The 21,265-nt window shown below is 73.3% G+C and carries 16 protein-coding genes and 1 pseudogene; 8 read left to right on the top strand and 9 right to left on the bottom strand.

Annotation, left to right across the window (positions count from 1 at the left end):
* Nucleotides 1-265: 265 nt before the first annotated feature.
* The 5 genes from AB0D46_RS20175 to AB0D46_RS20155 all read right to left on the bottom strand — a co-directional run bounded on the left by AB0D46_RS20175 (nt 266) and on the right by AB0D46_RS20155 (nt 6,648).
* Nucleotides 266-1,180 carry a cation diffusion facilitator family transporter gene (locus AB0D46_RS20175; protein WP_362879155.1) on the bottom strand — a complete coding sequence of 305 codons (915 nt, stop codon included), beginning with the start codon at nt 1,178-1,180 and terminating at the stop codon, nt 266-268.
* Between the two features lie 67 nt (nt 1,181-1,247).
* Entirely contained in the window at nt 1,248-2,138 is an 891-nt protein-coding gene (locus AB0D46_RS20170) for an acyl-CoA thioesterase II (protein WP_362879153.1), read from the bottom strand.
* A 6-nt stretch (nt 2,139-2,144) separates the two neighbouring features.
* Nucleotides 2,145-3,302, bottom strand: a complete 1,158-nt coding sequence (locus AB0D46_RS20165) for an acyl-CoA dehydrogenase family protein (RefSeq protein WP_362879151.1) — start codon at nt 3,300-3,302, stop codon at nt 2,145-2,147.
* A 197-nt stretch (nt 3,303-3,499) separates the two neighbouring features.
* Nucleotides 3,500-5,011 (bottom strand): cytochrome ubiquinol oxidase subunit I, encoded by a 1,512-nt coding sequence (locus tag AB0D46_RS20160; protein WP_362879149.1) that lies wholly within the window; start codon nt 5,009-5,011, stop codon nt 3,500-3,502.
* A gap of 179 nt (nt 5,012-5,190) precedes the next feature.
* Nucleotides 5,191-6,648 (bottom strand): PucR family transcriptional regulator, encoded by a 1,458-nt coding sequence (locus AB0D46_RS20155; protein ID WP_362879147.1) that lies wholly within the window; start codon nt 6,646-6,648, stop codon nt 5,191-5,193.
* Nucleotides 6,649-6,764: 116 nt separating this feature from the next.
* Between AB0D46_RS20155 and speB the strand changes: the two genes are divergently transcribed.
* The 5 genes from speB to AB0D46_RS20130 all read left to right on the top strand — a co-directional run bounded on the left by speB (nt 6,765) and on the right by AB0D46_RS20130 (nt 14,107).
* The gene (speB, locus tag AB0D46_RS20150; protein WP_281210177.1) at nt 6,765-7,730 is read left to right on the top strand and encodes an agmatinase; all 966 of its coding nucleotides are present in this window, start codon (nt 6,765-6,767) and stop codon (nt 7,728-7,730) included.
* A 5-nt stretch (nt 7,731-7,735) separates the two neighbouring features.
* Nucleotides 7,736-9,418, top strand: coding sequence for a thiamine pyrophosphate-binding protein (locus AB0D46_RS20145; protein ID WP_362879145.1), 1,683 nt, complete (start codon nt 7,736-7,738; stop codon nt 9,416-9,418).
* A 62-nt stretch (nt 9,419-9,480) separates the two neighbouring features.
* Nucleotides 9,481-9,690 (top strand): type II toxin-antitoxin system VapB family antitoxin, encoded by a 210-nt coding sequence (locus tag AB0D46_RS20140; protein ID WP_362879143.1) that lies wholly within the window; start codon nt 9,481-9,483, stop codon nt 9,688-9,690.
* Nucleotides 9,687-10,109, top strand: coding sequence for a PIN domain nuclease (locus AB0D46_RS20135; RefSeq protein WP_362879141.1), 423 nt, complete (start codon nt 9,687-9,689; stop codon nt 10,107-10,109). The genes AB0D46_RS20140 and AB0D46_RS20135 overlap by 4 nt, the downstream gene beginning before the upstream one ends.
* A gap of 143 nt (nt 10,110-10,252) precedes the next feature.
* A complete protein-coding gene (locus AB0D46_RS20130; RefSeq protein ID WP_362879139.1) occupies nt 10,253-14,107 on the top strand; it encodes an ABC transporter ATP-binding protein in 3,855 nt (1,284 codons plus the stop codon).
* Nucleotides 14,108-14,149: 42 nt separating this feature from the next.
* Here AB0D46_RS20130 and AB0D46_RS20125 read toward each other — a convergent pair whose 3' ends face one another.
* Nucleotides 14,150-14,704 (bottom strand): EF-hand domain-containing protein, encoded by a 555-nt coding sequence (locus AB0D46_RS20125; RefSeq protein WP_362879137.1) that lies wholly within the window; start codon nt 14,702-14,704, stop codon nt 14,150-14,152.
* Nucleotides 14,705-14,961: 257 nt separating this feature from the next.
* Between AB0D46_RS20125 and AB0D46_RS20120 the strand changes: the two genes are divergently transcribed.
* Nucleotides 14,962-15,372 carry a hypothetical protein gene (locus AB0D46_RS20120; protein WP_362879135.1) on the top strand — a complete coding sequence of 137 codons (411 nt, stop codon included), beginning with the start codon at nt 14,962-14,964 and terminating at the stop codon, nt 15,370-15,372.
* A gap of 82 nt (nt 15,373-15,454) precedes the next feature.
* Nucleotides 15,455-16,888, top strand: coding sequence for a S28 family serine protease (locus tag AB0D46_RS20115; RefSeq protein WP_362879133.1), 1,434 nt, complete (start codon nt 15,455-15,457; stop codon nt 16,886-16,888).
* A 7-nt stretch (nt 16,889-16,895) separates the two neighbouring features.
* Here AB0D46_RS20115 and AB0D46_RS20110 read toward each other — a convergent pair whose 3' ends face one another.
* A complete protein-coding gene (locus AB0D46_RS20110; protein ID WP_362879131.1) occupies nt 16,896-18,716 on the bottom strand; it encodes a glycoside hydrolase family 3 N-terminal domain-containing protein in 1,821 nt (606 codons plus the stop codon).
* Between the two features lie 10 nt (nt 18,717-18,726).
* Entirely contained in the window at nt 18,727-19,686 is a 960-nt protein-coding gene (locus AB0D46_RS20105; RefSeq protein WP_362879129.1) for a LysR substrate-binding domain-containing protein, read from the bottom strand.
* Between the two features lie 82 nt (nt 19,687-19,768).
* On the opposite strand from AB0D46_RS20105, the gene AB0D46_RS20100 reads away from it, so the two are divergent.
* Nucleotides 19,769-20,710, top strand: a complete 942-nt coding sequence (locus tag AB0D46_RS20100) for an EamA family transporter (RefSeq protein ID WP_362879127.1) — start codon at nt 19,769-19,771, stop codon at nt 20,708-20,710.
* Here AB0D46_RS20100 and AB0D46_RS20095 read toward each other — a convergent pair.
* A pseudogene (locus tag AB0D46_RS20095) lies at nt 20,655-21,146 on the bottom strand (GNAT family N-acetyltransferase); the annotation flags it as partial. The gene AB0D46_RS20100 and the pseudogene AB0D46_RS20095 sit on opposite strands and share 56 nt — an antisense overlap.
* Nucleotides 21,147-21,265 lie beyond the last annotated feature (119 nt).

The following is a 21,265-nucleotide window of genomic DNA, read 5'->3' as shown; positions in this document are numbered from 1 at the left end:
GCTCCGGCCGAGGCGCGGGGACCAGCGCTCGACGCACAGCGCCGTCCCGCTGAGGGAGCGGTACGCCCAACGGGCCGGATCGGCCGGCGGGCGGCCGACCTCGGCCGCCGGACCGAGCACGAGGTTCCCCGCGATCAGCGTGCCGCCGGGCCGCGGCAGCCGGTGGGGCTCTCCGGCGACCCGCGCGGTCCCCGGCCGGCTGCCGGACCCTCCGGGCCGCCCCGCGGGACCCGCCGCCGGCGCGGCCGAACGGGCCGTCGGGCCCTCAGGAGGGCGTCGGGTCCAGGTAGACGCGGCGGATCGCCGGGAAGCGCTCGCGCAACTGGGCCTCCGCCACCTCGCAGGCCGTCTCCACCTGCCGGGCCGACGCCAGGTCGTGGAAGTCGACCTTCGCGGCGATCAGCACCTCGTCCGGACCCTGCACCAGGGTCGTCAGCTCCAGCACCGCCTCGATGTGCAGCACCGACAGCAGCTCCTCGCGGACCTCGTCCCGCATCGCCGCGGGCAACGGCCGCCCGATCAGGTACTGCGCGTTCGAACGCCCCAGCTCCCACGCCACCCACACCAGCAGCAGGCCGATCAGCAGCGACGCCACCCCGTCGTACACGCCCGAACCCGTCAGCTGAGCCCCCAGCAGGCCGCCCGCCGCCAGCGCAAGCCCGATCAGCGCGGCCGCGTTCTCCAGCAGCACCGCCTTCACCGCCGTGTCCGGGGTGTGCTTCACGTACAGGCCCAACGGCGCCCGCATCCGCCGCGCCTCGCCGCGCACCTGGCGCCACGCCACCAGCAGCGACCAGCCCTCCAGGACGGCGGCGACCGCGAGGACGACGTAGGACAGCGTCGGGTCGCCCGGATCCTCGCCGTGCACCAGCGTGTGGACGCCGTCGTACACCGCGAAGACCGCGCCGCCGGCGAACGTCGCGATCGAGGCGAGCAGCGCCCAGATCCAGCGCTCGGGGCCGTAGCCCAGCGGGTGCGCCTCGTCGGCCGGTCGGGCGCTGCGCTTGAGGGCGGTCAGCAGCAGGACCTCGGTCACCGTGTCGGCGACCGAGTGTGCCGCCTCGGACAGCATGGCGCTGGACCCGCCGAGCACCCCGGCGACCGCCTTCGCGGCGGCGATCCCGAGGTTGGTGACGGTGGCCACGACCACCGTGGCGACGCTTTCGGGTTGTTCGGGCATGACGTGACGGTATGTCCGGCCCCGGGGCCGCGAGGCCAGCGACACCCGGCGCCGCGACCGGGCGGGCTCAGGCGCGCGGTACGCGCACGACGCCCTCCTGGATGACGGTGACCGCCAGTCGGCCGTCCCGGGTCCAGATCCGGGCCTGGCCCAGGCCCCGGCCGGCCGCCGAGGAGGGGGACTCCTGGTCGTACAGGAGCCATTCGTCGGCGCGGAAGGGCCGGTGGAACCACATGGCGTGGTCCAGCGAGGCGCCGACCACGTCGCCCACCGCCCAGCCGCCCCGGCCGTGCGCGAGCAGCACCGAGTCCAGCAGGGTCATGTCGGAGACGTACGTGGCCAGGCAGGTGTGCAGCAGCGGGTCGTCCGCGAGCTTGCCGCCGGTGCGGAACCACACCTGCGAGCGCGGCTCGACCGGCTCGCCGACGCTGCCCCACGGCGGGGTCGTCGCGTACCGCAGGTCCACCGCCGCCCGGGCCGCGACCAGCCGCTCCACGGTCCCCGGGTCCCGGAAGACGTCCCGGTACAGGGGGAGGGACTCGGCGGCGGTCGGCAGGGACTCCGGGTCGGGCGCCGCCGGCATCGGCGCCTGGTGGTCCAACCCCTCCTCGTACGTCTGGAAGGACGCGGAGAGGTGGAAGATCGGCTGTCCGTGCTGCACGGCGACCACGCGACGGGTGGTGAAGGAGCGCCCGTCGCGGATCCGGTCGACGGAGTACACGATGGGCGCGCCCGGGTCACCGGCGCGCAGGAAGTACGAGTGGAGCGAGTGCGCGGTCCGGTCCGCGGGCACGGTCCGGCCGGCCGCGACCAGTGCCTGCGCCGCGACCTGCCCGCCGAACACCCGCGGCACGAGGGACTGCCGGCTCGTGCCGCGGAAGATGTTCTCCTCGATCTGCTCCAGGTCGAGCAGATCGAGGAGATCGGTGAGCGCCTCGTTCTCGTCGAGCTCGGTCAAGGGGACTTACAGACCCATCGACTTGGCGATGATCGACTTCATGACCTCGCTGGTGCCGCCGTAGATGCGGTTGACGCGGTTGTCCGCGTACAGGCGGGCGATCGGGTACTCGTTCATGTAGCCGTAGCCGCCGTGCAGCTGGAGGCACTTGTCGATGACGCGGTGCGCGACCTCGGTGCAGAACAGCTTCGCGGAGGCGGCCTCGGCGGCGGTCAGCTCGCCGGCGTCCAGGGCCTCCAGGGCGCGGTCGGCGACCGCCTCGGCGGCGTCCACCTCGGCCTGGCAGGAGGCCAGTTCGAACTTGGTGTTCTGGAAGTGCGCGACCGGCTTGCCGAAGACGGTGCGGTCGGTCACGTACTGCTGGGCGAACCGGACGGCGGCCTTGGCCTGCGCGTAGGCGCCGAAGGCGATGCCCCAGCGCTCGGAGGGCAGGTTGGCGCCGAGGTAGTAGAAGCCCTTGTTCTCCTCGCCCATCAGGTCCTCGACCGGCACCTTCACGTCGACGAACGCCAGCTCGGCGGTGTCGGAGGTGCGCAGGCCGAGCTTGTCGAGCTTGCGCCCGATCGAGTAGCCCTCGGACTTGGTGTCCACCGCGAAGAGGGAGATGCCGAAGCGGCGGTCGTCCTCGCGCGGGGCGGAGGTGCGGGCGCAGACGATCACGCGGTCGGCGTGCACGCCGCCGGTGATGAAGGTCTTGGAGCCGTTGAGGACGTAGTGGGTGCCGTCCTCGGAGAGCTTGGCGGTGGTCTTCATGCCCGCGACGTCGGAACCGGTGCCCGGCTCGGTCATCGCCAGGGCCCACATCTCCTCACCGGAGACGAACTTCGGGAGGTAGCGCTTCTTCTGCTCGTCGTTGCCGAGCATCTTGATGTACGGCAGGGCGAGCAGCACGTGCACGCCGGAGCCGCCGAAGTTCACGCCCGCGCGCGAGGTCTCCTCGTAGAGGACGGCCTCGAACTTGTGGGTGTCCAGGCCCGCGCCGCCGAACTCCTCGGGCACGTTGATGCCGAAGACGCCCAGCTCGCCGAGCTTGTAGTAGAAGTCGCGGGGAGCCTGGCCCGCCTGGAACCAGTCGTCGTAGACGGGGACGACCTCGGCCTCGATGAAGGCGCGGATGGTCTCGCGGAACGCCTCGTGGTCCTCGTTGAAAACGGTACGGCGCACTGGGCCGGCTCCCTTCGGTCGCGGCGGTCCGCCGCTTGTGCCTAAGCGCTTGCTCAGAATAAGTTACCGGCGGGTTGTCCGCCCTGTCCAGAGCCGGTGGCGCCCGGTCCGGGTACGGGGCGGTGCCGTCCGTCACCCCGGGGCGCCTTCCCCCGGTGCCTCGGCGCGCCGTCCCCCCGTGCCCCGGGTACCCGCCCTCAGTACGAGAACGCCATCGGCCGGTCCGGGTCCTGGTCGTCGTCCCCGCCGACCCGGCGGGGCGGGGTGAGGTCGGCGGGCGTGAGCTCGGGCGGGCCGGCCATCACGGCCTTCGCCAGCAGCTTGACCTCGATCACCGCGAGCACGGCGAACAGGAGGGTGAAGGCGGACATCGAGGCGATGACCTCGGCGTGGGAGACGTTCGGCGAGACCGCGTCGCCGGTGCGCAGCACCCCGTAGACCGCCCAGGGCTGACGTCCCGTCTCGGTGAAGATCCAGCCCCAGGAGTTGGCGATCAGCGGGAAGGCCAGGGTCCACACCGCCGCGCGCCAGTACCAGGTGGTCAGCAGGGATCCCAGGGTCCGGCTCCGGGACACGGCCAGGTGCGGCACCTCGTCCTCGCCGGTCCGCAGCCCCGGATCGAGCAGGACCTTCTTGCGGGTCAGCCAGAGGCCCACGGCGCCGATCGCGAACGAGGTCATGCCGAAGCCCATCATGAACCGGAAGCCCCAGAACGCGACCGGGATGTCGGGCCGGTAGTCACCGGGTCCGTACTTCGCCACCTCGGCCGTCTGCGTGTCGTTGATGCCCGCCACGTACGCGGTGAAGTTGCCCTCCGCCAGGAACGACAGCAGCCCGGGGATCGACCACTCCACCGTGTTGTGCCCCTCGGAGACGTCGCCGATGGCGAAGACGGAGAACGGCGCGGACGTCTGGCCGTCCCACAGGGCCTCGGCGGCGGCCATCTTCATCGGTTGCTGCTGCACCATCACCTTGCCGAGGCTGTCCCCGCTGAGGGCGACCAGCACCCCGGCGACCAGCAACGTCACCATCCCCAACCGCAGCGAGGTGCGCATCACCGGCACGTGCCGGCCGCGCCGCAGGTGCAGGGCCGCGATGCCCGCCACGAAGGCGCCGCCGGTCAGGAAGGCGGCGGAGAGCGTGTGGTGGACGACCACCAGGGTGGTGTTCTGGGTGAGGACCAGCCAGAAGTCGGTGAGTTCGGCGCGCCCGCGCCCCTCGTCGATGCGGTAGCCGACCGGGTGCTGCATGAAGGAGTTGGCGGCGAGGATGAACCAGGCGGACAGGACGGTGCCGATCGACACCGCCCAGATGCAGCCGAGGTGGATCTTCTTCGGCAGCTTGTCCCAGCCGAAGATCCACAGGCCGATGAAGGTGGACTCGAAGAAGAAGGCGATCAGGGCCTCCAGGGCCAGCGGCGCCCCGAAGACGTCCCCGACGAAGCGCGAGTAGTCGGACCAGTTCATGCCGAACTGGAACTCCTGGACGATGCCGGTGACGACACCCATCGCGATGTTGATGAGGAAGAGCCTGCCCCAGAACTTCGTGGCGCCGAGGTACTTCTCGTTCCCGGTCCGCACCCACGCCGTCTGGAGGACGGCGACCAGGGTCGACAGGGAGATCGTCAGCGGGACGAACAGGAAGTGGTAGACGGTGGTGATGCCGAACTGCCACCGGGCCAGCGTGTCGAAGGCCAGAGCCAGGTCCATTCGGGGTCCATCCTCACCTCGCCGCGGACCCACACTCTCGCCCCCGCCCGCACCCCCGGCCCGGCAACGACGGCCGGACGGCCCCGGGGTTACGCCGGACGGCCGACCCGCACCCGCGACCGCCCCGGGGGAGCCGGCTCGCGGGCTTCGCGAGGTGGTCGGCCAGGGCCGCACCCCCGTCAGTCCGGTCGGTCCGCCGGCTCGCCGGCCGGCGCGGGCGGCTCCCGGCGCAGGGCGAACCACAGTTCCATCCGGGTGTCCGGGTCGTCCAGGTCCCGCTCCAGCAGGTCCGCGCAGCGGGCCACGCGCTGGCGCACCGTGTTGCGGTGCACCCCCAGGGCGGCGGCCGTACGGTCCCACCCGCCGTGGTGGGCCAGCCAGCCGCGCAGCGTCCCCCGCAGGACGGGGGAGAGCGGCGCGAGCAGGGCGGCGGCGTGCGCGCGGGCCTCCGCCTCGCCGACCAGCCCCGACAGCCCGGGGTCCGTGTGCCGGGCGAGCGGGGACCGGGCCGCCTCGGCGCGCTCCAGGGCCCGCCGGGCCTGCGCGTCGGCGGTCCGCAGCCCCCCGGGCGGCGCCGCGGCGCTCACCCCGAGCCGCCAGCCGGGCTGCGGTGCGGGCTCCCGGTCGGTGAGCAGGCGCACGCCGTCGGGGCGCGGGTCCAGCAACGCGGTGCCCAGCGCCGCGGCGAGGGCCTGCGGGCCGGTGCCGCCCCGCGCGTGCACGGCGTACCAGGGGCCCGGGGACAGGGCCGCCGCCGGATCGCCGTCCAGCAGCAGCCGGGTCAGGGCGGCCGCCTCGTCCCCGGCCGGGCGGCCCGCCGTGAGCAGGGTCAGCAGCACGGCGCCGACGGAGGCGATCGTGTGGTCCCCGGGGGCCCGGGCCCCCGTGGCCAGGACCAGCGTCCGGCCGCCGCCCACCGCGTACGCGGCGAGGTGCGTGCCGCCCAGCGTGTCGGTGGCGGTCGCGGCGGACCCCGGGGCCACCCGCGCCGCCAGCCCCTCCAGCGCCGCCCGCACGTCGTCCCCGACCGGCGCCCCGGCGGAGACGGGCTGCTGCGCGGCGCCGGTCGGTCGGCCCGTGCCGTCCGCCGCCGGGGCCAGCAGGGCGGCCCGGCCACCCAGCGCGGCCGCCAACCGGGACAGCACCGCCGGCACCGGATCCGGCCGGGCGGCCGCCGCCGCCAGGGACTGCTGCGCCTCCGTCACCCGGCGCAGCTCGGCGGTACGGGCCAGCGCCATCAGCCGCCACACGGCCCGACCGACCGCCGTGAACGGGGTACCGGGCGGCACCTCCACCAGTGGCAACCCGTGCCGCGCGCAGGCCTCCACCAGCTCCGGCGGCACCGTCCCGTGCACCGGCGTCACGCCGAACCCGACGGCCGCCACGCCGGCCCGGACGAGCCGGGCCGCGTACGTCCCGGCGTCCACGAGCCCCGCGCCCCCGGGTCCGCCCGCCAACTCGGCCCCCGCCGTCAGCAGGAGTTCGCCGCCCAGCAGGTACGGGGACGGGTCCGCCATCTCCGAGGCGTGGACCCCGTGGACCTCCGCCTCCGCGGGCCCGGTCAGCAGCCGCAGGCCCAGTTCCGCGTCCGTGAGGAGGCGGGCGAGGGGGACCGGCGGGGTGGGGGGAGCCTCCATGGCCACTCCGTACATCGACAAGGCCAACAGTGGATGAAACGTACACTGCTCGCGCCCGAACCGTCCCCGTACGCTCGAAGTACCGCACCGTAGGACCACCTGAAGGGCACTCCCCCATGAGCACGCAGCCGCGCGGCCCCGTCGACTCCTCCCGCATCCCGCGCTACGCGGGCCCCGCGACCTTCGCCCGGCTGCCCCGCCTCGACGAGGTCGGGGGCAAGGCCGACGTGGCCGTCGTCGGCGTGCCCTTCGACTCCGGTGTCTCCTACCGCCCGGGCGCCCGCTTCGGCGGCAACGCCATCCGCGAGGCCTCCCGCCTGCTGCGGCCGTACAACCCGGCCCAGGACGCCTCCCCGTTCGCCCTCGCCCAGGTCGCGGACGCCGGTGACATCGCCTGCAACCCGTTCAACATCAACGAGGCCGTCGAGACGGTAGAGGCCGCGGCCGACGAGCTCATCGGCAACGGCTCCCGCCTGATGACCCTCGGCGGCGACCACACCATCGCCCTGCCCCTGCTGCGCTCCGTCGCGAAGAAGCACGGCCCGGTCGCGCTCCTCCACTTCGACGCGCACCTCGACACCTGGGACACCTACTTCGGCGCCGAGTACACCCACGGCACCCCGTTCCGCCGCGCCGTCGAGGAGGGCATCCTCGACACCGAGGCGCTGTCCCACGTCGGCACCCGCGGCCCGCTGTACGGCAAGCAGGACCTGGACGACGACGCCAAGATGGGCTTCGGCATCGTCACCTCCGCCGACGTCTACCGCCGCGGCGCCGACGAGGTCGCCGACCAGCTGCGCCAGCGCATCGGTGACCGCCCGCTGTACATCTCCATCGACATCGACGTGCTCGACCCGGCCCACGCGCCCGGCACCGGCACCCCGGAGGCGGGCGGCATGACCTCCCGCGAGCTGCTGGAGATCATCCGCGGCCTGTCGTCCTGCAACCTCGTCTCCGCCGACGTCGTCGAGGTCGCCCCGGCGTACGATCACGCCGAGATCACCTCGGTCGCGGCCTCGCACACCGCGTACGAGCTCACCACGATCATGAGCCGTCAGATCGCGCAGGCGAAGGGCAAGTAAGCACAGTGACGCACGACCACGACCTGGTACTCCGACCCACCGAGGCCCAGACGGCGGCCGCCCTCGCGCCGCCGCCCGGCCGCACCGGCGGGGACCTGGTCGTGGAAACGCTGCACTCGCTCGGCGCCCACACCGTCTTCGGGCTGCCGGGCCAGCACGCGCTGGCCCTCTTCGACGCCGTCGGCCGCTCCGGCCTGCGCCTCGTCGGCCTGCGTACGGAGAACAACGCGGGCTTCGCCGCCGACGCCTACGGCCGGATCACCGGCGAGGCCGTCCCGCTGCTGCTCTCCACCGGGCCGGGCGCCCTGATGGCGCTGCCCGCGCTGGCGGAGGCGGCGGCCGCCTCGGCGCCCGTCCTCGCGATCTCCTCCCAGGTCCCGACCCCGGGCCTCGGCGGCGGCCGGCGCGGCCACCTGCACGAGCTGCGGGACCAGGCCGCCTCCTTCCGCGAGGTCGTCAAGTCGGTGCACACCGCCCGCACCCCCTCGCAGATCCCCTCGGTGATCGCCGAGGCCTGGGAATCCGCCCTGACGGCCCCCTTCGGACCGGTCTGGGTCGAGATCCCCGAGGACGTACTGGCCGCCCCGACGGTGATCCCGCAGGTCACCGGCATGGACGCGACCCCGCACGAACTCGCGCCGCGCCCCGAGCTGACGGCGGTGGCCGCGCACTGGCTGGCGAACGCCTCCCGCCCGGTGATCATCGCGGGCGGCGGAGTGGTCCGCGCCGACGCCGCCGGCAAGCTCAAGCAGCTCGCCGAGCGGCTGAACGCGCCCGTCGTCACCACCTTCGGCGGCAAGGGCGCCTTCCCCTGGACGCACCCGCTGTCCCTCCAGTCCTGGCTGGAGGACCGGCACATGACGGACTTCCTGGAGGACGCCGACGTCCTGCTGGTGGTCGGTTCCGGCCTCGGCGAACTCTCCTCGAACTACCACACGTTCTTCCCGACGGGCCGGGTCGTCCAGATCGAGGCCGACCTCGGCAAGCTGGAGTCCAACCACCCGGCCCTCGGCATCCACGCCGACGCCCGCCTCGCGCTCCAGGCCCTGCTGGAGACCGTCCCCGAACGCGAGGACCCGACCGCCCCCGAGCGGGTCCGCCTGTTGCTCGCCGACATCGCGGCCCGCCTCGCCGGCCAGGACGTCACCCTGGAGCAGGGCCTCCTGGGCTCGATCCGCGCCGCCCTGCCGGCCCGCTCCCCGTCGTTCTGGGACATGACGATCCTGTCCTACTGGGCCTGGTCCGCCTTCGACGCCGAGCACCCCAACACCATGCACTCGGCGCAGGGCGCCGGCGGCCTCGGCTACGCCTTCCCGGCGGCCCTCGGCGCGGCCCTCGCGGAACCCGGCACCCCGGTGCTGGCCGTCTCGGGCGACGGCGGCGCCATGTACTCGATCGCCGAGCTGGCCACCGCCCGCCAGCACGACCTCGACGTCACCTGGCTCATCGTGGACGACGGCGGTTACGGCATCCTGCGCGCCTACATGACCGACGCCTACGGCACCCCGACCGGCACCGAACTCACCCGCCCCGACTTCGTCGCCCTGGCGGGCTCCTTCGGCGTCCCGGCCGCCACCACCACCCCGGCCACCCTCCGCGAGGACCTCGCCAAGGCCCTCGCCACCCCGGGCCCCTCGGTCCTGGTCCTGCCGACCACCCTGAAGATGTTCGCCCCGACGCACCTCTGATCCCGTTGCCCGGCCCGGTTCCGTTCCCTATGCTTCATATGAAACAGAGCTAGGGGGCATATATGTCCAACCTCTACGTCGAAGTGGACGACGAGGCACTCGCCGAAGCCGCATCGATACTGGGCACCAAGTCGAAGAAGGACACGGTCAACGCCGCCCTGCAGGAGGTGGCCCGACGCCACAAGAGGCTGAAGGCGCTGGAGCGCCTTGTGGAAATGGGCCAGGGCGGCGACTTCGACGTGCTGCTGGACAAGGCCAACTACCGTCGATGAGCGCCGTCACCCACCTCATCGACACGTCGGCCGTCGCCCGCATCCTGACCAACGAGGATGTGCGCAAGGCCTGGCAGGACCACCTCGCGGAAGGGGTGATCGGCATCTGTGAGATCTCCGAATTGGAGATCCTCTTCTCCGCCCGCTCGCTCGCGGACCGCTTGGAGAAGGAAGCCCTGCTGGGAGAACTGTTCAATTGGGCTCCCCTGCCCGACGGTGCGTACGTGCGCGCCCGCGCGGTCCAGCGGCTTCTCACGGACCGGGGCGAGCACCGCAGCGCGGGACCCGTCGACCTCCTCGTCGCGGCGACCGCCGAGCTCACCGGCCTGACCCTGCTCCACTACGACAGGGACTTCGACACCATCGCTCGGGTCACCGGCCAGCCCACGCGCTGGGCCGCCCGCCCCGGAACTGTTTAGTCCCCCGGCCCCCCGGCCTGCGCCGACCGGAGTATGCCCCGCTCGCGGCGTCCGGACACCGGTGCGATTGTTGCGGCGGGATGAAATCCGCCGGTCGGCGCGTTGGGGGAGGCGGCAGGACAGCAGCGACGGGGAGGCACCACGTGACGGCGGGACAGACGGCGGCCGGCGGCAAACTGGGCTGGGGCAGGCGACTGACGGCCTACACCTGGCGGTACAGGACCAACGTCCTGCTCGCGCTCGGATCCTCACTGGCCGGCATGGCCGTCATGGCCCTCGTACCGCTGGTCACCAAAGTGATCATCGACGACGTCGTCGGCGACAAGTCCCGCGAGATGGCCCCCTGGGCCGGCATGTTCATAGCCGCGGCCGTCCTCGTGTACGTCCTCACCTACATCCGCAGGTACTACGGCGGCCGGCTCGCCCTCGACGTGCAGCACGACCTGCGCACGGACATGTACGAGACCATCTCCCGCCTCGACGGCCGCCGCCAGGACGAGCTGTCCACCGGCCAGGTCGTCGGCCGGGCCACCAGCGACCTCCAGCTGATCCAGGGCCTGCTCTTCATGCTCCCGATGACCATCGGGAACTTCCTGCTCTTCGGGATATCCCTCGGGATCATGCTGTGGCTCTCGCCGCTGCTGACCCTCGTCGCCCTGCTCATGGCGCCCGCCCTCTGGTTCATCGCCAAGCGCAGCCGCAAGAAGCTCTTCCCCGCCACCTGGTACGCCCAGGGCCAGGCCGCCGCCGTCGCCTCCGTCGTCGACGGCGCCGTGACCGGCGTCCGCGTCGTCAAGGGCTTCGGCCAGGAGGACCAGGAGACCGGCAAGCTGCGCGCCGCCGGACGCCGGCTGTTCGGCGGCCGGATGCGGTCCATCCGCCTCAACTCGCGCTACACCCCCGCGCTCCAGGCCGTCCCCGCGCTCGCCCAGGTCGCCATGCTCGCCCTCGGCGGCTGGATGGCCACCGAGGGCCGCGTCACCCTCGGCACCTTCGTCGCGTTCTCGACGTACCTCGCCCAGCTCGTCGGCCCCGTCCGCATGCTCGCCATGGTGATCACCGTCGCCCAGCAGGCCCGCGCCGGTGCCGAGCGCGTCTTCGAGCTCATCGACACCGAACCCGTCATCCGCGAGGGCGCGACCGAACTGCCCGCCGACGCGCCCGGCACCGTCGAGTTCGACGACGTCCGCTTCGGGTACGACCCCGAGCGGCCCGTCCTCGACGGGTTCTCCCTCACCGTCGCCGAGGGCGAGACCGTCGCCGTCGTCGGCGCCTCCGGCAGCGGCAAGTCCACCGTCTCCCTGCTCCTGCCGCGGTTCTACGACCCCGACGCGGGCACCGTCCGGGTCGGTGGCCACGACGTGCGCGACCTGACGTACGACTCGCTGCGCGCCGCCATCGGGCTCGTCCCCGAGGACTCCTTCCTCTTCTCCGACACCATCCGCGCGAACATCGCCTACGGACGCCCCGACGCCACGGACGAGGAGATCCGCGCCGCCGCCCGCGCCGCCCAGGCCGAGGGCTTCATCGAGGCCCTGCCCGCCGGCTGGGACACCACGGTCGGCGAACAGGGACTCACCCTCTCCGGCGGCCAGCGCCAGCGCATCGCGCTCGCCCGCGCCCTGCTCACCGACCCCCGGCTGCTGCTGCTCGACGACGCCACCTCCGCCATCGACGCCCGCGTCGAGCACGAGATCCACGAGGCCCTGCGGTCCGTCATGGCCGGCCGCACCACCCTGCTCATCGCCCACCGCCGCTCCACCCTCGCCCTCGCCGACCGGATCGCCGTCCTGGACCGCGGCCGGCTCGCCGACATCGGCACCCACGAGGAACTGGAACGCCGCTCGGCCCTGTACCGCAGGCTGCTGACCGACCCCGAGGCCCTCGGGGCCGGCTCCCCCCGCACCCCCGACGCGCCGGCCGCCGCCGAGTTCGAACGCGGCGCCGACCGGGACCTGGAACGGGACCTCGAACTCGAAGCGGAGATCGACTCCGAGCCCGTCAACGCCAAGCGCCGGGTCAGCGACGGAGTCACCCCCGAGCTGTGGCGCCGCCAGGAGGACGACAAGGCCGCATCCGCCCCGGCCGCCGCCATCGGAGCGCCCCGCGCCCCCGGCGCCGGGCACTCGATGGCCGGAGCCGTCGCCGGGATGCCCGCGACCCCCGAACTGCTCGCCCAGGTGGCCGCGCTGCCGCCCACCGACGACCGCCCCGAGGTGGACGAGAACGCCGCCGCCTCCGCCGAGGACAGCTACGGGCTGCGCCGGCTGCTCCGCGGCTTCTGGGCGCCGCTCGCCATCAGCCTGGGCCTGGTCGCCCTCGACGCGGGCTCCGGACTGCTGCTGCCCGTACTGATCCGGCACGGCATCGACCAGGGCGTCGAACAGGCCGCGCTCGGCGCGGTGTGGGTGGCCGCCGGGCTCGCCCTCGTCGTCGTCCTCGGCCAGTGGGTCGCGCAGTTCGCCGAGACCCGGATGACCGGGCGCACCGGCGAGCGGGTGCTGTACTCGCTGCGCGTCAAGATCTTCGCGCAGCTCCAGCGGCTCGGCCTCGACTACTACGAGCGCGAGCTCACCGGCAGGATCATGACGCGGATGACCACCGACGTGGACGCCCTGTCGACGTTCCTGCAGACCGGCCTGGTCACCGCCGTCGTCTCCGTCCTGACCTTCTTCGGCATCCTCGTCGCGCTGCTCGTCCTCGACGTCGAACTCGCCCTGCTGGTCTTCGCGACGCTGCCCCCGCTGGTCCTCGCGACCATCGTCTTCCGCCGCAAGTCGGTCGCCGCCTACGAGCTGGCCCGCGACCGGGTCGGCACGGTCAACGCCGACCTCCAGGAGTCCGTCGCGGGCCTGCGCCTGGTCCAGGCGTTCCGCCGGCAGGGGACCGGCGCCGCCCGGTTCGCCGAGCGCAGCGAGGCGTACCGCGAGGCGCGGGTGCGCGGACAGTGGCTGATCTCGGTGTACTTCCCCTTCGTGCAGCTGCTGTCCTCGGGCGCGGCGGCCGCCGTGCTGATCGTCGGCGCGGGCCGGGTCGACGCGGCGACGCTGACCACCGGCGCGCTCGTGGCGTACCTGCTCTACATCGACCTGTTCTTCGCCCCCGTCCAGCAGCTCTCCCAGGTCTTCGACGGCTACCAGCAGGCGACCGTCTCGCTCCGCCGGATCCAGGACCTGCTGCGCGAGCCCACCAGCACCCCGCGCCCGGCCGCACCCCGTGCGGTGCGGGAACTGCGCGGCGAGATCACCTTCGAGGACGTGCGCTTCCAGTACGGCACCGCCGAGGAGCGCGGGGAGACGGGCGAGGCGCTGGCCGGCGTCACCCTGCGGATCCCCGCGGGGCAGACCGTCGCCTTCGTCGGCGAGACCGGCGCGGGGAAGTCCACCCTGGTCAAGATGGTGGCCCGGTTCTACGATCCGACCTCCGGCCGGGTGACCGCCGACGGCGCGGACCTCAAGGAGCTGGACCTGACGGAGTACCGCCACCGGCTCGGGGTCGTCCCCCAGGAGTCGTACCTCTTCCCGGGGACGGTCCGGGACGCCATCGCGTACGGGCGACCCGAGGCCTCCGACGCCGAGGTGGAGGCGGCGGCCCGCGCGGTCGGCGCCCACGACATGGTCGCCACGCTCGACGGCGGCTACCTGCACGTCGTCACCGAACGAGGCCGCAACCTCTCGGCGGGTCAGCGCCAGCTGATCGCGCTGGCCCGGGCCGAGCTGGTCGACCCGGACGTGCTGCTCCTGGACGAGGCCACCGCGGCCCTCGACCTGGCCACCGAGGCCCAGGTCAACCAGGCCACCGATCGACTCGCGGGCAAGCGCACCACGCTGGTCGTCGCGCACCGGCTGACGACCGCCGCCCGCGCCGACCGGGTCGTGGTGATGGACCGGGGGCAGGTCGTCGAGGACGGCAGCCACGCCGAACTGCTGGCCCGCGGCGGCCGTTACGCGCAGCTGTGGCGGACCTTCGTCGGGGAGGACGAGCGGGCGGCGGCCTGATCCGGCCGCGCCCGCGCGTACCGCCGCGGGACGTCCCGGGGATCAGAGCTCGCCGAAGAGCAGGTTCCCCGGGGCGTCCTCGTCGTCACCGGTGTAGTACTCGCGTACCGAGACGAGGAGTTCGTCCACGGACAGGTACCCGTCGTGGTTCTTATCGATCCGGGCGAACAGCGCCTGGGCGTCGGCGAGTTCCAGCTTCGTGTCGAAGGCCAGCTGTGCCGTGTGGAACTCCTCGGGGCTGATCCGCCCGTCGCCGTTGGTGTCGACGACGGTGAGGATCGCCCGCGCCAGCGGCCGGAAGGACTTGTCGTAGGCGGGCCCGCCGTCCTTGTACAGCCGCGTCATCCCCTCCGCGTACTCCTGGGGGGTGAGCTTGCCGTCCCGGTCGACGTCGAGTTCGGCGAAGAGGTCCACCCAGAAGTCGGTCAGGCCCCGGAACACCTCGGCGGCCTTGGGGGAATCGGACGGCTCCTCCATCGCGGCGATCAGCCGGGTCCCCAGCGCGATCACGTCCTCCGCGTCGATGACGCCGTTGCCGTTGTCGTCGAAGTGCGCGAAGGCGCGCTCCAGCTTGCGGTCCAGCAGGTCGTTCGTCATGTCGGATGCCTTTCACGGCTACGGTGGGCGGTTGTCCGGTCGCCTAGCGTAATGTCCGCGTCGATCGTGAACTCCCCCTCCCCGGCTGGGAAGTTGTGGATGCACTCGTACGAGGTAGCGGCGGTGGCCCGGTCCGCGCCGGGGCACCGCCCCCGTCGGCTCGGTACGGTCGGCACTCCGTTGTGCCGTGCAACCATCCGGCGGGCCCGGGCGTCGTACGTGCGTACGTGTTACGTACGACCGATCGGGGGGCGAGGGTGTTGAAGCGGTGGAAGGGGCGGGGCCGGCGGCGGGCGGTGTCGGTCGGGGTGTTCGGGGCGGCGCTCTGGCTCGGCGTCGGGGGCGTGTTCGCGGCGCCTCCCGCGCAGGCGGCGACCGGCGGCTGCCCGGGCCGGCTCGTCCGGACGCTCCCGCTGCCGCTGTCGACGGGGGAGGTGCGCGTGTACAAGAGCCGGACCCAGGCCTGCGCGGTGACGGTCGCCGCGCGGCCCGGGGAGCGCCGGCGGATGACGGTGGTCGTCCAGCCGCGGGGCGGCGCCCCCGTGCGCGACGCGGGGCAGTTCACCCGGTTCGCGGGCCCCGTCGTGGTCGGCGCGGTCAACCGGTGCGTCCACGTGACGGGGAGCGTGGCGGCCGAATCCGTCGCATCCGGCTGGATCCTGTGCTGACGTAGGGCCCAACCACTACTGTTCACGGGCGTGTTGACCCCGCTAGGTTCACGGCGACCAGTGTGAACCAAGGGGAGGGTGAATGCGCAAGACGCTCGGATGGCTGCTGTCGCTCGTGGTGCTCATCGGTACCATGGGGGCGGCTGGCGCCACGGCACAGGCGGCCACAGCCGCGGGGCCGGCCGCCGCCACGGACATCAAGGACCGGATCCTCGGCATCCCGGGGATGAGCCTGATAGAGGAGAAGCCGTACCCCGGGTACCGCTTCTTCGTACTGAACTACGAGCAGCCGGTCGACCACCGGCAGCCGTGGAAGGGCACCTTCAAGCAGCGCATGACCCTGCTGCACAAGGACGTCTCCCGCCCCACGGTGTTCTTCACCTCGGGCTACAACGTCAACACCAACCCGCGCCGGAGCGAGCCGACGACCATCGTCGACGGCAACCAGGTCTCTCTGGAGTATCGATTCTTCACGCCCTCCCGGCCCGACCCGGCCAACTGGGCGAAGCTGGACATCTGGCAGGCCGCCAGCGACCAGCACCGCATCTTCACCGCGCTGAAGAAGATCTACAACAAGAACTGGCTGTCCACCGGCGGCAGCAAGGGCGGCATGACCGCGACGTACTACGAGCGGTTCTACCCGCGTGACATGGACGGCGTCGTCGCGTACGTCGCGCCCAACGACGTCGTCAACAACGAGGACTCGGCCTACGACCGGTTCTTCGCCAAGGTCGGCACCAAGGAGTGCCGCGACCGGCTGAACGCCGTCCAGCGCGAGGCGCTCGTGCGCCGCGTCCCGCTGGAGGCCAAGTACGCCGCCGCGGCCGCCGAGAACGGCTGGACCTTCACCACCGTCGGCAACCTCGACAAGGCGTACGAGGCCGTCGTCCTCGACTACGTGTGGGCGTTCTGGCAGTACAGCCTGCTCGCCGACTGCTCCTCCATCCCCACGGCCGCCACCGCGAGCGACCAGGAGATCTGGGACACCATCGACGCGATCTCCGGCTTCTCGGCCTACGCCGACCAGGGGCTGCAGACGTACACGCCGTACTACTACCAGGCGGGTACGCAGCTCGGTTCGCCCGACATCAAGCAGCCCCACCTCAAGGGACTGAGCCGCTACGGCTACCAGCCGCCGCGCGAGTTCGTGCCCCGTGACATCCCGATGACCTTCCAGTCGGGGGCCATGGCGGACATCGACGGGTGGGTCCGCGACAACGCCCACCAGATGCTCTTCGTCTACGGGCAGAACGACCCGTGGGGCGCCGAGCCGTTCCGCATCGGCTACAAGACGCGCGACAGCTACGTGATGACCGCGCCGGGCGCCAACCACGGGGCCAACGTGGCCCAGCTCCAGGAGGGCGAGAAGGCCCTCGCCACCGCGAAGATCCTCCAGTGGGCCGGGGTGGCACCCGCCGCCGCGCTCGCCGACTCCGCGAAGGCGAAGCCGCTGGCGTCCGCCGACGCGCAGCTCGACCAGCAGGACCTGGAGCGCGAGCCGCAGCTGCGGCCGTAACCGCCGATCAGCGGGCCACGGGCGGGTAGGACAGCCCGTGGCCCAGCGGGTAGCGGCCCGGCACCGGGACCGGTAGACGGCCGACCGGCCGCCGGACCCCGGTGATCACCCGGGCCGCCGCCCGCAGCTCCACGTCCGTCCAGGAGTACGTCGCCAGCTCCGCGGCGCAGGTGGCCAGCCGCGCCGGGTCGTACGGGTTGCGGACGGCCACCAGCACCACCGGAACCCCGGTGGCGACCAGCTCCGCCACCAGCGTCCGCTGCGGGCTCTCCCCCTCGGGGACGTTGTACGTGCACACGAGCACCGCCGCGTGCCCGGCGGCCGCCGCCACCGCCCGGTCCACGGGCACCGCGGTCGCCCGGCAGCCCAGCGCCTCCAGCTCCCGCGCCAGTACCGTCGTAGGGGGTCCCGTCGTACCGCTGGGGGAGACGGGTTCGGCCCCGGTCACCAACAGCCGGGGACGGGCGGTCGCGTCCAGCGGGAGCAGGCCCCGCGGATTGGCCAGCAAGGTCGTCGTGGCGGCCGCGATCTCGTCGGCGGCGGCCAGGTCCGCGGCCGTGCCGACCTCCGGGTCCGCCGTCCCGACCGCACCGGCCGGCTCCTCGAACAGGCCCCGACGGGCCTTGAGTTCCAGGATCCGCAGCACCGATTCCGCGATCCGCTCCCGCGACAGCTCGCCCGACTCCACCGCCGCCAGCACGCCGCGCTGCGCGAGCCCGAGGTCCGGCGCGTTCAGCAGCTGGTCGCACCCGGCCTTGAGCGCCAGTACCGGCACCCGTTCGTCCCCGTACTTCTGACGGACCCCGGCCATGTCGAGGGCGTCGGTCACCACTACCCCCCGAAAGCCCAGGCGTTCGCGCAGGATCCCGGTGACGATGGGCCGCGAGAGGGTCGCCGGATCGCCGGAGGGATCCAGCGCGGGGAAGACGATGTGCGCCGTCATCACGCAGTCCACGCCCGCCTCCACCACCGCCCGGAACGGCGGCTCGTCCAGCTCCTCCCACCGGGCGCGCGAGTGCCGCATCACCGGCAGCCCGACGTGACTGTCGGTCTCGGTGTCGCCGTGGCCGGGGAAGTGCTTCGCCGTCGCGGCCACCCCGGCGCTCTGGTAGCCGCGCACCTGGGCGGCGGCCAGGGCCGCCACCGCGCGCGGATCGGAACCGAAGGACCGTACGCCGATCACCGGGTTGGCCGGGTTCACGTTCACGTCGGCCACCGGCGCGTAGTCCTGCCGGATCCCCAGCGCGAGCAACTCGGCACCCGCGATGCGCGCCGCCCGACGGGCGTCGGCCGTGGAGCCGCCCGCGCCCAGCGCCATCGCCCCCGGGAACAGGGTCACCGGCTTGCCGATCCGGGCCACCGCGCCGTGCTCCTGGTCGACGGACAGCATCAACGGGATCCCGGACCCGGAGCCGCGCGCCGCCCGCTGGAGGCCGTCGGACAGTTCGGCGATCTGCCGGGGGGAGCGCGTGTTGTGGGCCCAGCCGAAGTAGACGACCCCGCCCAAGTGGTAGCGCGCGACCAGCTCGGCGGCGCTGCGCACCCCGAACTGGGCCAGGTTCTGCTCGGCGTCCGCCGGCTCGGGATCGGTGGCGGAGTGCCCGTACACCCGGGACACGAAGAGCTGCCCGACCTGCTCGGCCAGGCTCATCCCCGCGACCAAGGCCAACAGCCGCGCCCGGTCGGGATGGCGGCCCGGCGGTTCCTCGGGGGCGCGGGAGTCATCGGGGACGGCATGGGACCCGACGGCCGCGGAGGCCGCCCCGGCGGCGGCGACGGTGGCCAGGGCGGCGGCGAGCAGGGTCCGGCGGGACGCGTGGTTCGGCACCCGCCGGACCCTACTGCCGGGCCGCGCCCCCGGCCCCGGGGACACTCGGGAGGTCCCCCGGAAGTGGTCCCGCCACCGCCGGCCAGTGCTCCCGCAGGGTCCGTACCGCCTCGGTGATCGCCGGCCGGCGGGCCGCCCCCGTCCGCCACAGGGCGTACAACCTGCGTACGGGGCCCGGCTCCAGCGGCACGGCCACCGCCCCCGGCGGCAGCGCCCCGGTCCCCAGCCGGGGCACCACCGCCACCCCGAGCCCGGCGGCGACGAGGGCGACGATCGTGTGGTTCTCCTCCGCCACATGGGCGATCTCCGGCTCGAACCCGGCCGTCCGCAGGGTCCGTACCAGCCAGTCGTGACACACCCGCCCGGGCGGCTGGCACACCCACCGCAGCCCGCCGAGGTCCGCGCGGCGCACCATCCGCCGCGCGGTGAAGGGGTGTCCGGCCGGAACCACCAGATCGCAGAGGTCGTGCCCGATCACCGCGTGCTCCACGCCCTCCGGGGCGGGCAGTGGGGCGATGTCCCAGTCGTGCGCCACCGCCAGGTCGGTGACCCCCCGAGCCACCAGGTCCACCGACAGGTGGGGGTCGACCTCCGTCATCCGGACGTCCAGCGCCGGATGCCGGCGCGCCAGATCGGCCAGCACCCCCGGCAGCAGCCCGCGCGCCGCCGAGGCGAAGGCCGCCACCGTCAGCACGCCGCTCGGCCGCCCGCGCCGCTCCTCCAGGGTGGTCTCGGCCCGCTCCACGATCGTCAGCAACTCCCGGGCGGTGTCCGCCAGGTGTCGGGCCTCCTCGGTGAGCGCGATCCCGCGCCCGCGCCGCTCCAGCAGCGTCGTACGGGTCTCCCGCTCCAGTTTGGCGATCTGCTGCGAGACCGCTGACGGGGTGTAGCCCAGTGCGGCCGCCGCGCCCGCGACCGAACCGTGGACGGAGACGGCGTGCAGGGCGCGCAGCCGGGACAGGTCGAGCATGCCCCGAGCGTAAGCGTTGCTACATCCATCCCGGAAGAGATCCGCGCTGGTGCTACATGGTCCGGGCGTCGATGCTCGAAGCATGCGTCCCGTACACACCGCACTCGCCGTGGTCGTCGCCGCCGTCTGGGGCTTCAACTTCGTCGTCATCGAGATCGGCCTCGACCACTTCCCGCCGCTGCTCCTGTCCGCGCTGCGCTTCCTCGTCGCGGCCCTGCCCGCCGTGTTCTTCGTCGGCCGGCCCAAGGTCGCGTGGAAGTGGATCCTCGGGGTCGGGGCAGCCCTCGGCATCGCCAAGTTCGGACTGTTGTTCACGGGCATGGCCGCCGGGATGCCGGCCGGGCTCTCCTCCCTCGTGCTCCAGGTCCAGGCCGTCTTCACCGCCGCCCTCGCCGGCCTCGTCCTGCGCGAGCGGCCCGGCCGGCTGCGGCTGATCGGCATGGCCGTGGCACTGGCCGGGATCGCGGTCGCCGCCGTGGACCGGGGCCTGTCCGGATCCGGGCTCGGCTTCGCCCTGGTCGTCGCGGCCGCCGCCTGCTGGGGCGTCTCCAACGTCCTGACCCGCAAGGCCGCCCCGCCCGACGCCATGAACTTCATGGTGTGGGTGTGCGCCGTCCCGGTCCTGCCGCTGATCGGCCTGTCCCTGCTGATCGAAGGGCCCGACCGGGACCTGGCCGCGCTGCGCGCCCTCGACTGGTCCGGCGTCGCCGTCATCGGCTACGTCGCCTGGGTGTCCACGGTGTTCGGCTTCGGCGCCTGGAGCTACCTGCTGCGCCGCTACCCGGCCTCCTCGGTGGCCCCGTTCTCCCTGCTCGTCCCGGTGTTCGGGATGTCCTCGGCCGCGCTCGTGCTCGGGGAGGGGATCTCCGGGACCCGCTGGGTGGCCGCCGTGCTCCTCGTCGGCGGCGTCGGCCTCACCTCACTGGCCCCCGCGCGGCGCCCGAACCGTACAGGGGTCGGTTCGGGCGTCAGCGCGGGGAGCCCTCCCGCAGTGGCAGCCGCCAGTCCTGCCCGGTCAGGGTGACGCCGTACGAGCGGTGCGGGCGTTCGGCGACCAGCGTGAAACCGGCCCGCTCGTAGAGCGAACGGGCCTCGCTCAGCACGTCGTTGGTCCACAGCACCAGCTCGCGGTAACCGACCGACCGGGCGAACGCGACGACGGTGTCCACGAGCCGGCCGCCGATGCCGAGACCGCGTCCGGCGGGCTCCACCAGGAGCAGTCGCAGCCGGGCGGTGCCCGGTGAACCCTCCTCGCGCACGCACATCACCGAGCCCACCGGACGGCCGTCGTGCTCGGCGATCCAGACCCGTTCCACGTACGGGTCGTGGTCCTCGGCGAAGTCCGCGACGATCCGGGCCACCAGCCCCTCGAACTCCTGGTTCCAGCCGTACTCGGCCGCGTAGAGCGCGCCGTGCCGCTGCACGATCCAGCCCAGTTCCCCGGGCTCCGGATCCCTGAGCCGTACCTGTGCGCCGGAGGTCTCCATGGCGCCCGAGGATAGCGCGCGGCCCGGCGCGGGGGGACGGGCTCCGACGGGGGTGGTGCCCGGCCGGGGCGGGCCGGGCACCGTTGCTCCGT

The organism is Streptomyces sp. NPDC048383 (assembly GCF_040651775.1).
Taxonomy (GTDB): Bacteria; Actinomycetota; Actinomycetes; order Streptomycetales; family Streptomycetaceae; genus Streptomyces.
This window is presented reverse-complemented; position numbering and strand designations above follow the sequence as displayed.

Coding starts and splice junctions, on each gene's coding strand:
- AB0D46_RS20175 (WP_362879155.1), bottom strand. CDS start 1,180: ATGCCCGAACAACCCGAAAGCGTCGCCACGGTGGTCGTGGCCACCGTC.
- AB0D46_RS20100 (WP_362879127.1), top strand. CDS start 19,769: ATGCGTCCCGTACACACCGCACTCGCCGTGGTCGTCGCCGCCGTCTGG.
- speB (WP_281210177.1), top strand. CDS start 6,765: ATGAGCACGCAGCCGCGCGGCCCCGTCGACTCCTCCCGCATCCCGCGC.
- AB0D46_RS20155 (WP_362879147.1), bottom strand. CDS start 6,648: ATGGAGGCTCCCCCCACCCCGCCGGTCCCCCTCGCCCGCCTCCTCACG.
- AB0D46_RS20160 (WP_362879149.1), bottom strand. CDS start 5,011: ATGGACCTGGCTCTGGCCTTCGACACGCTGGCCCGGTGGCAGTTCGGC.
- AB0D46_RS20135 (WP_362879141.1), top strand. CDS start 9,687: ATGAGCGCCGTCACCCACCTCATCGACACGTCGGCCGTCGCCCGCATC.
- AB0D46_RS20115 (WP_362879133.1), top strand. CDS start 15,455: ATGCGCAAGACGCTCGGATGGCTGCTGTCGCTCGTGGTGCTCATCGGT.
- AB0D46_RS20105 (WP_362879129.1), bottom strand. CDS start 19,686: ATGCTCGACCTGTCCCGGCTGCGCGCCCTGCACGCCGTCTCCGTCCAC.
- AB0D46_RS20140 (WP_362879143.1), top strand. CDS start 9,481: ATGTCCAACCTCTACGTCGAAGTGGACGACGAGGCACTCGCCGAAGCC.
- AB0D46_RS20125 (WP_362879137.1), bottom strand. CDS start 14,704: ATGACGAACGACCTGCTGGACCGCAAGCTGGAGCGCGCCTTCGCGCAC.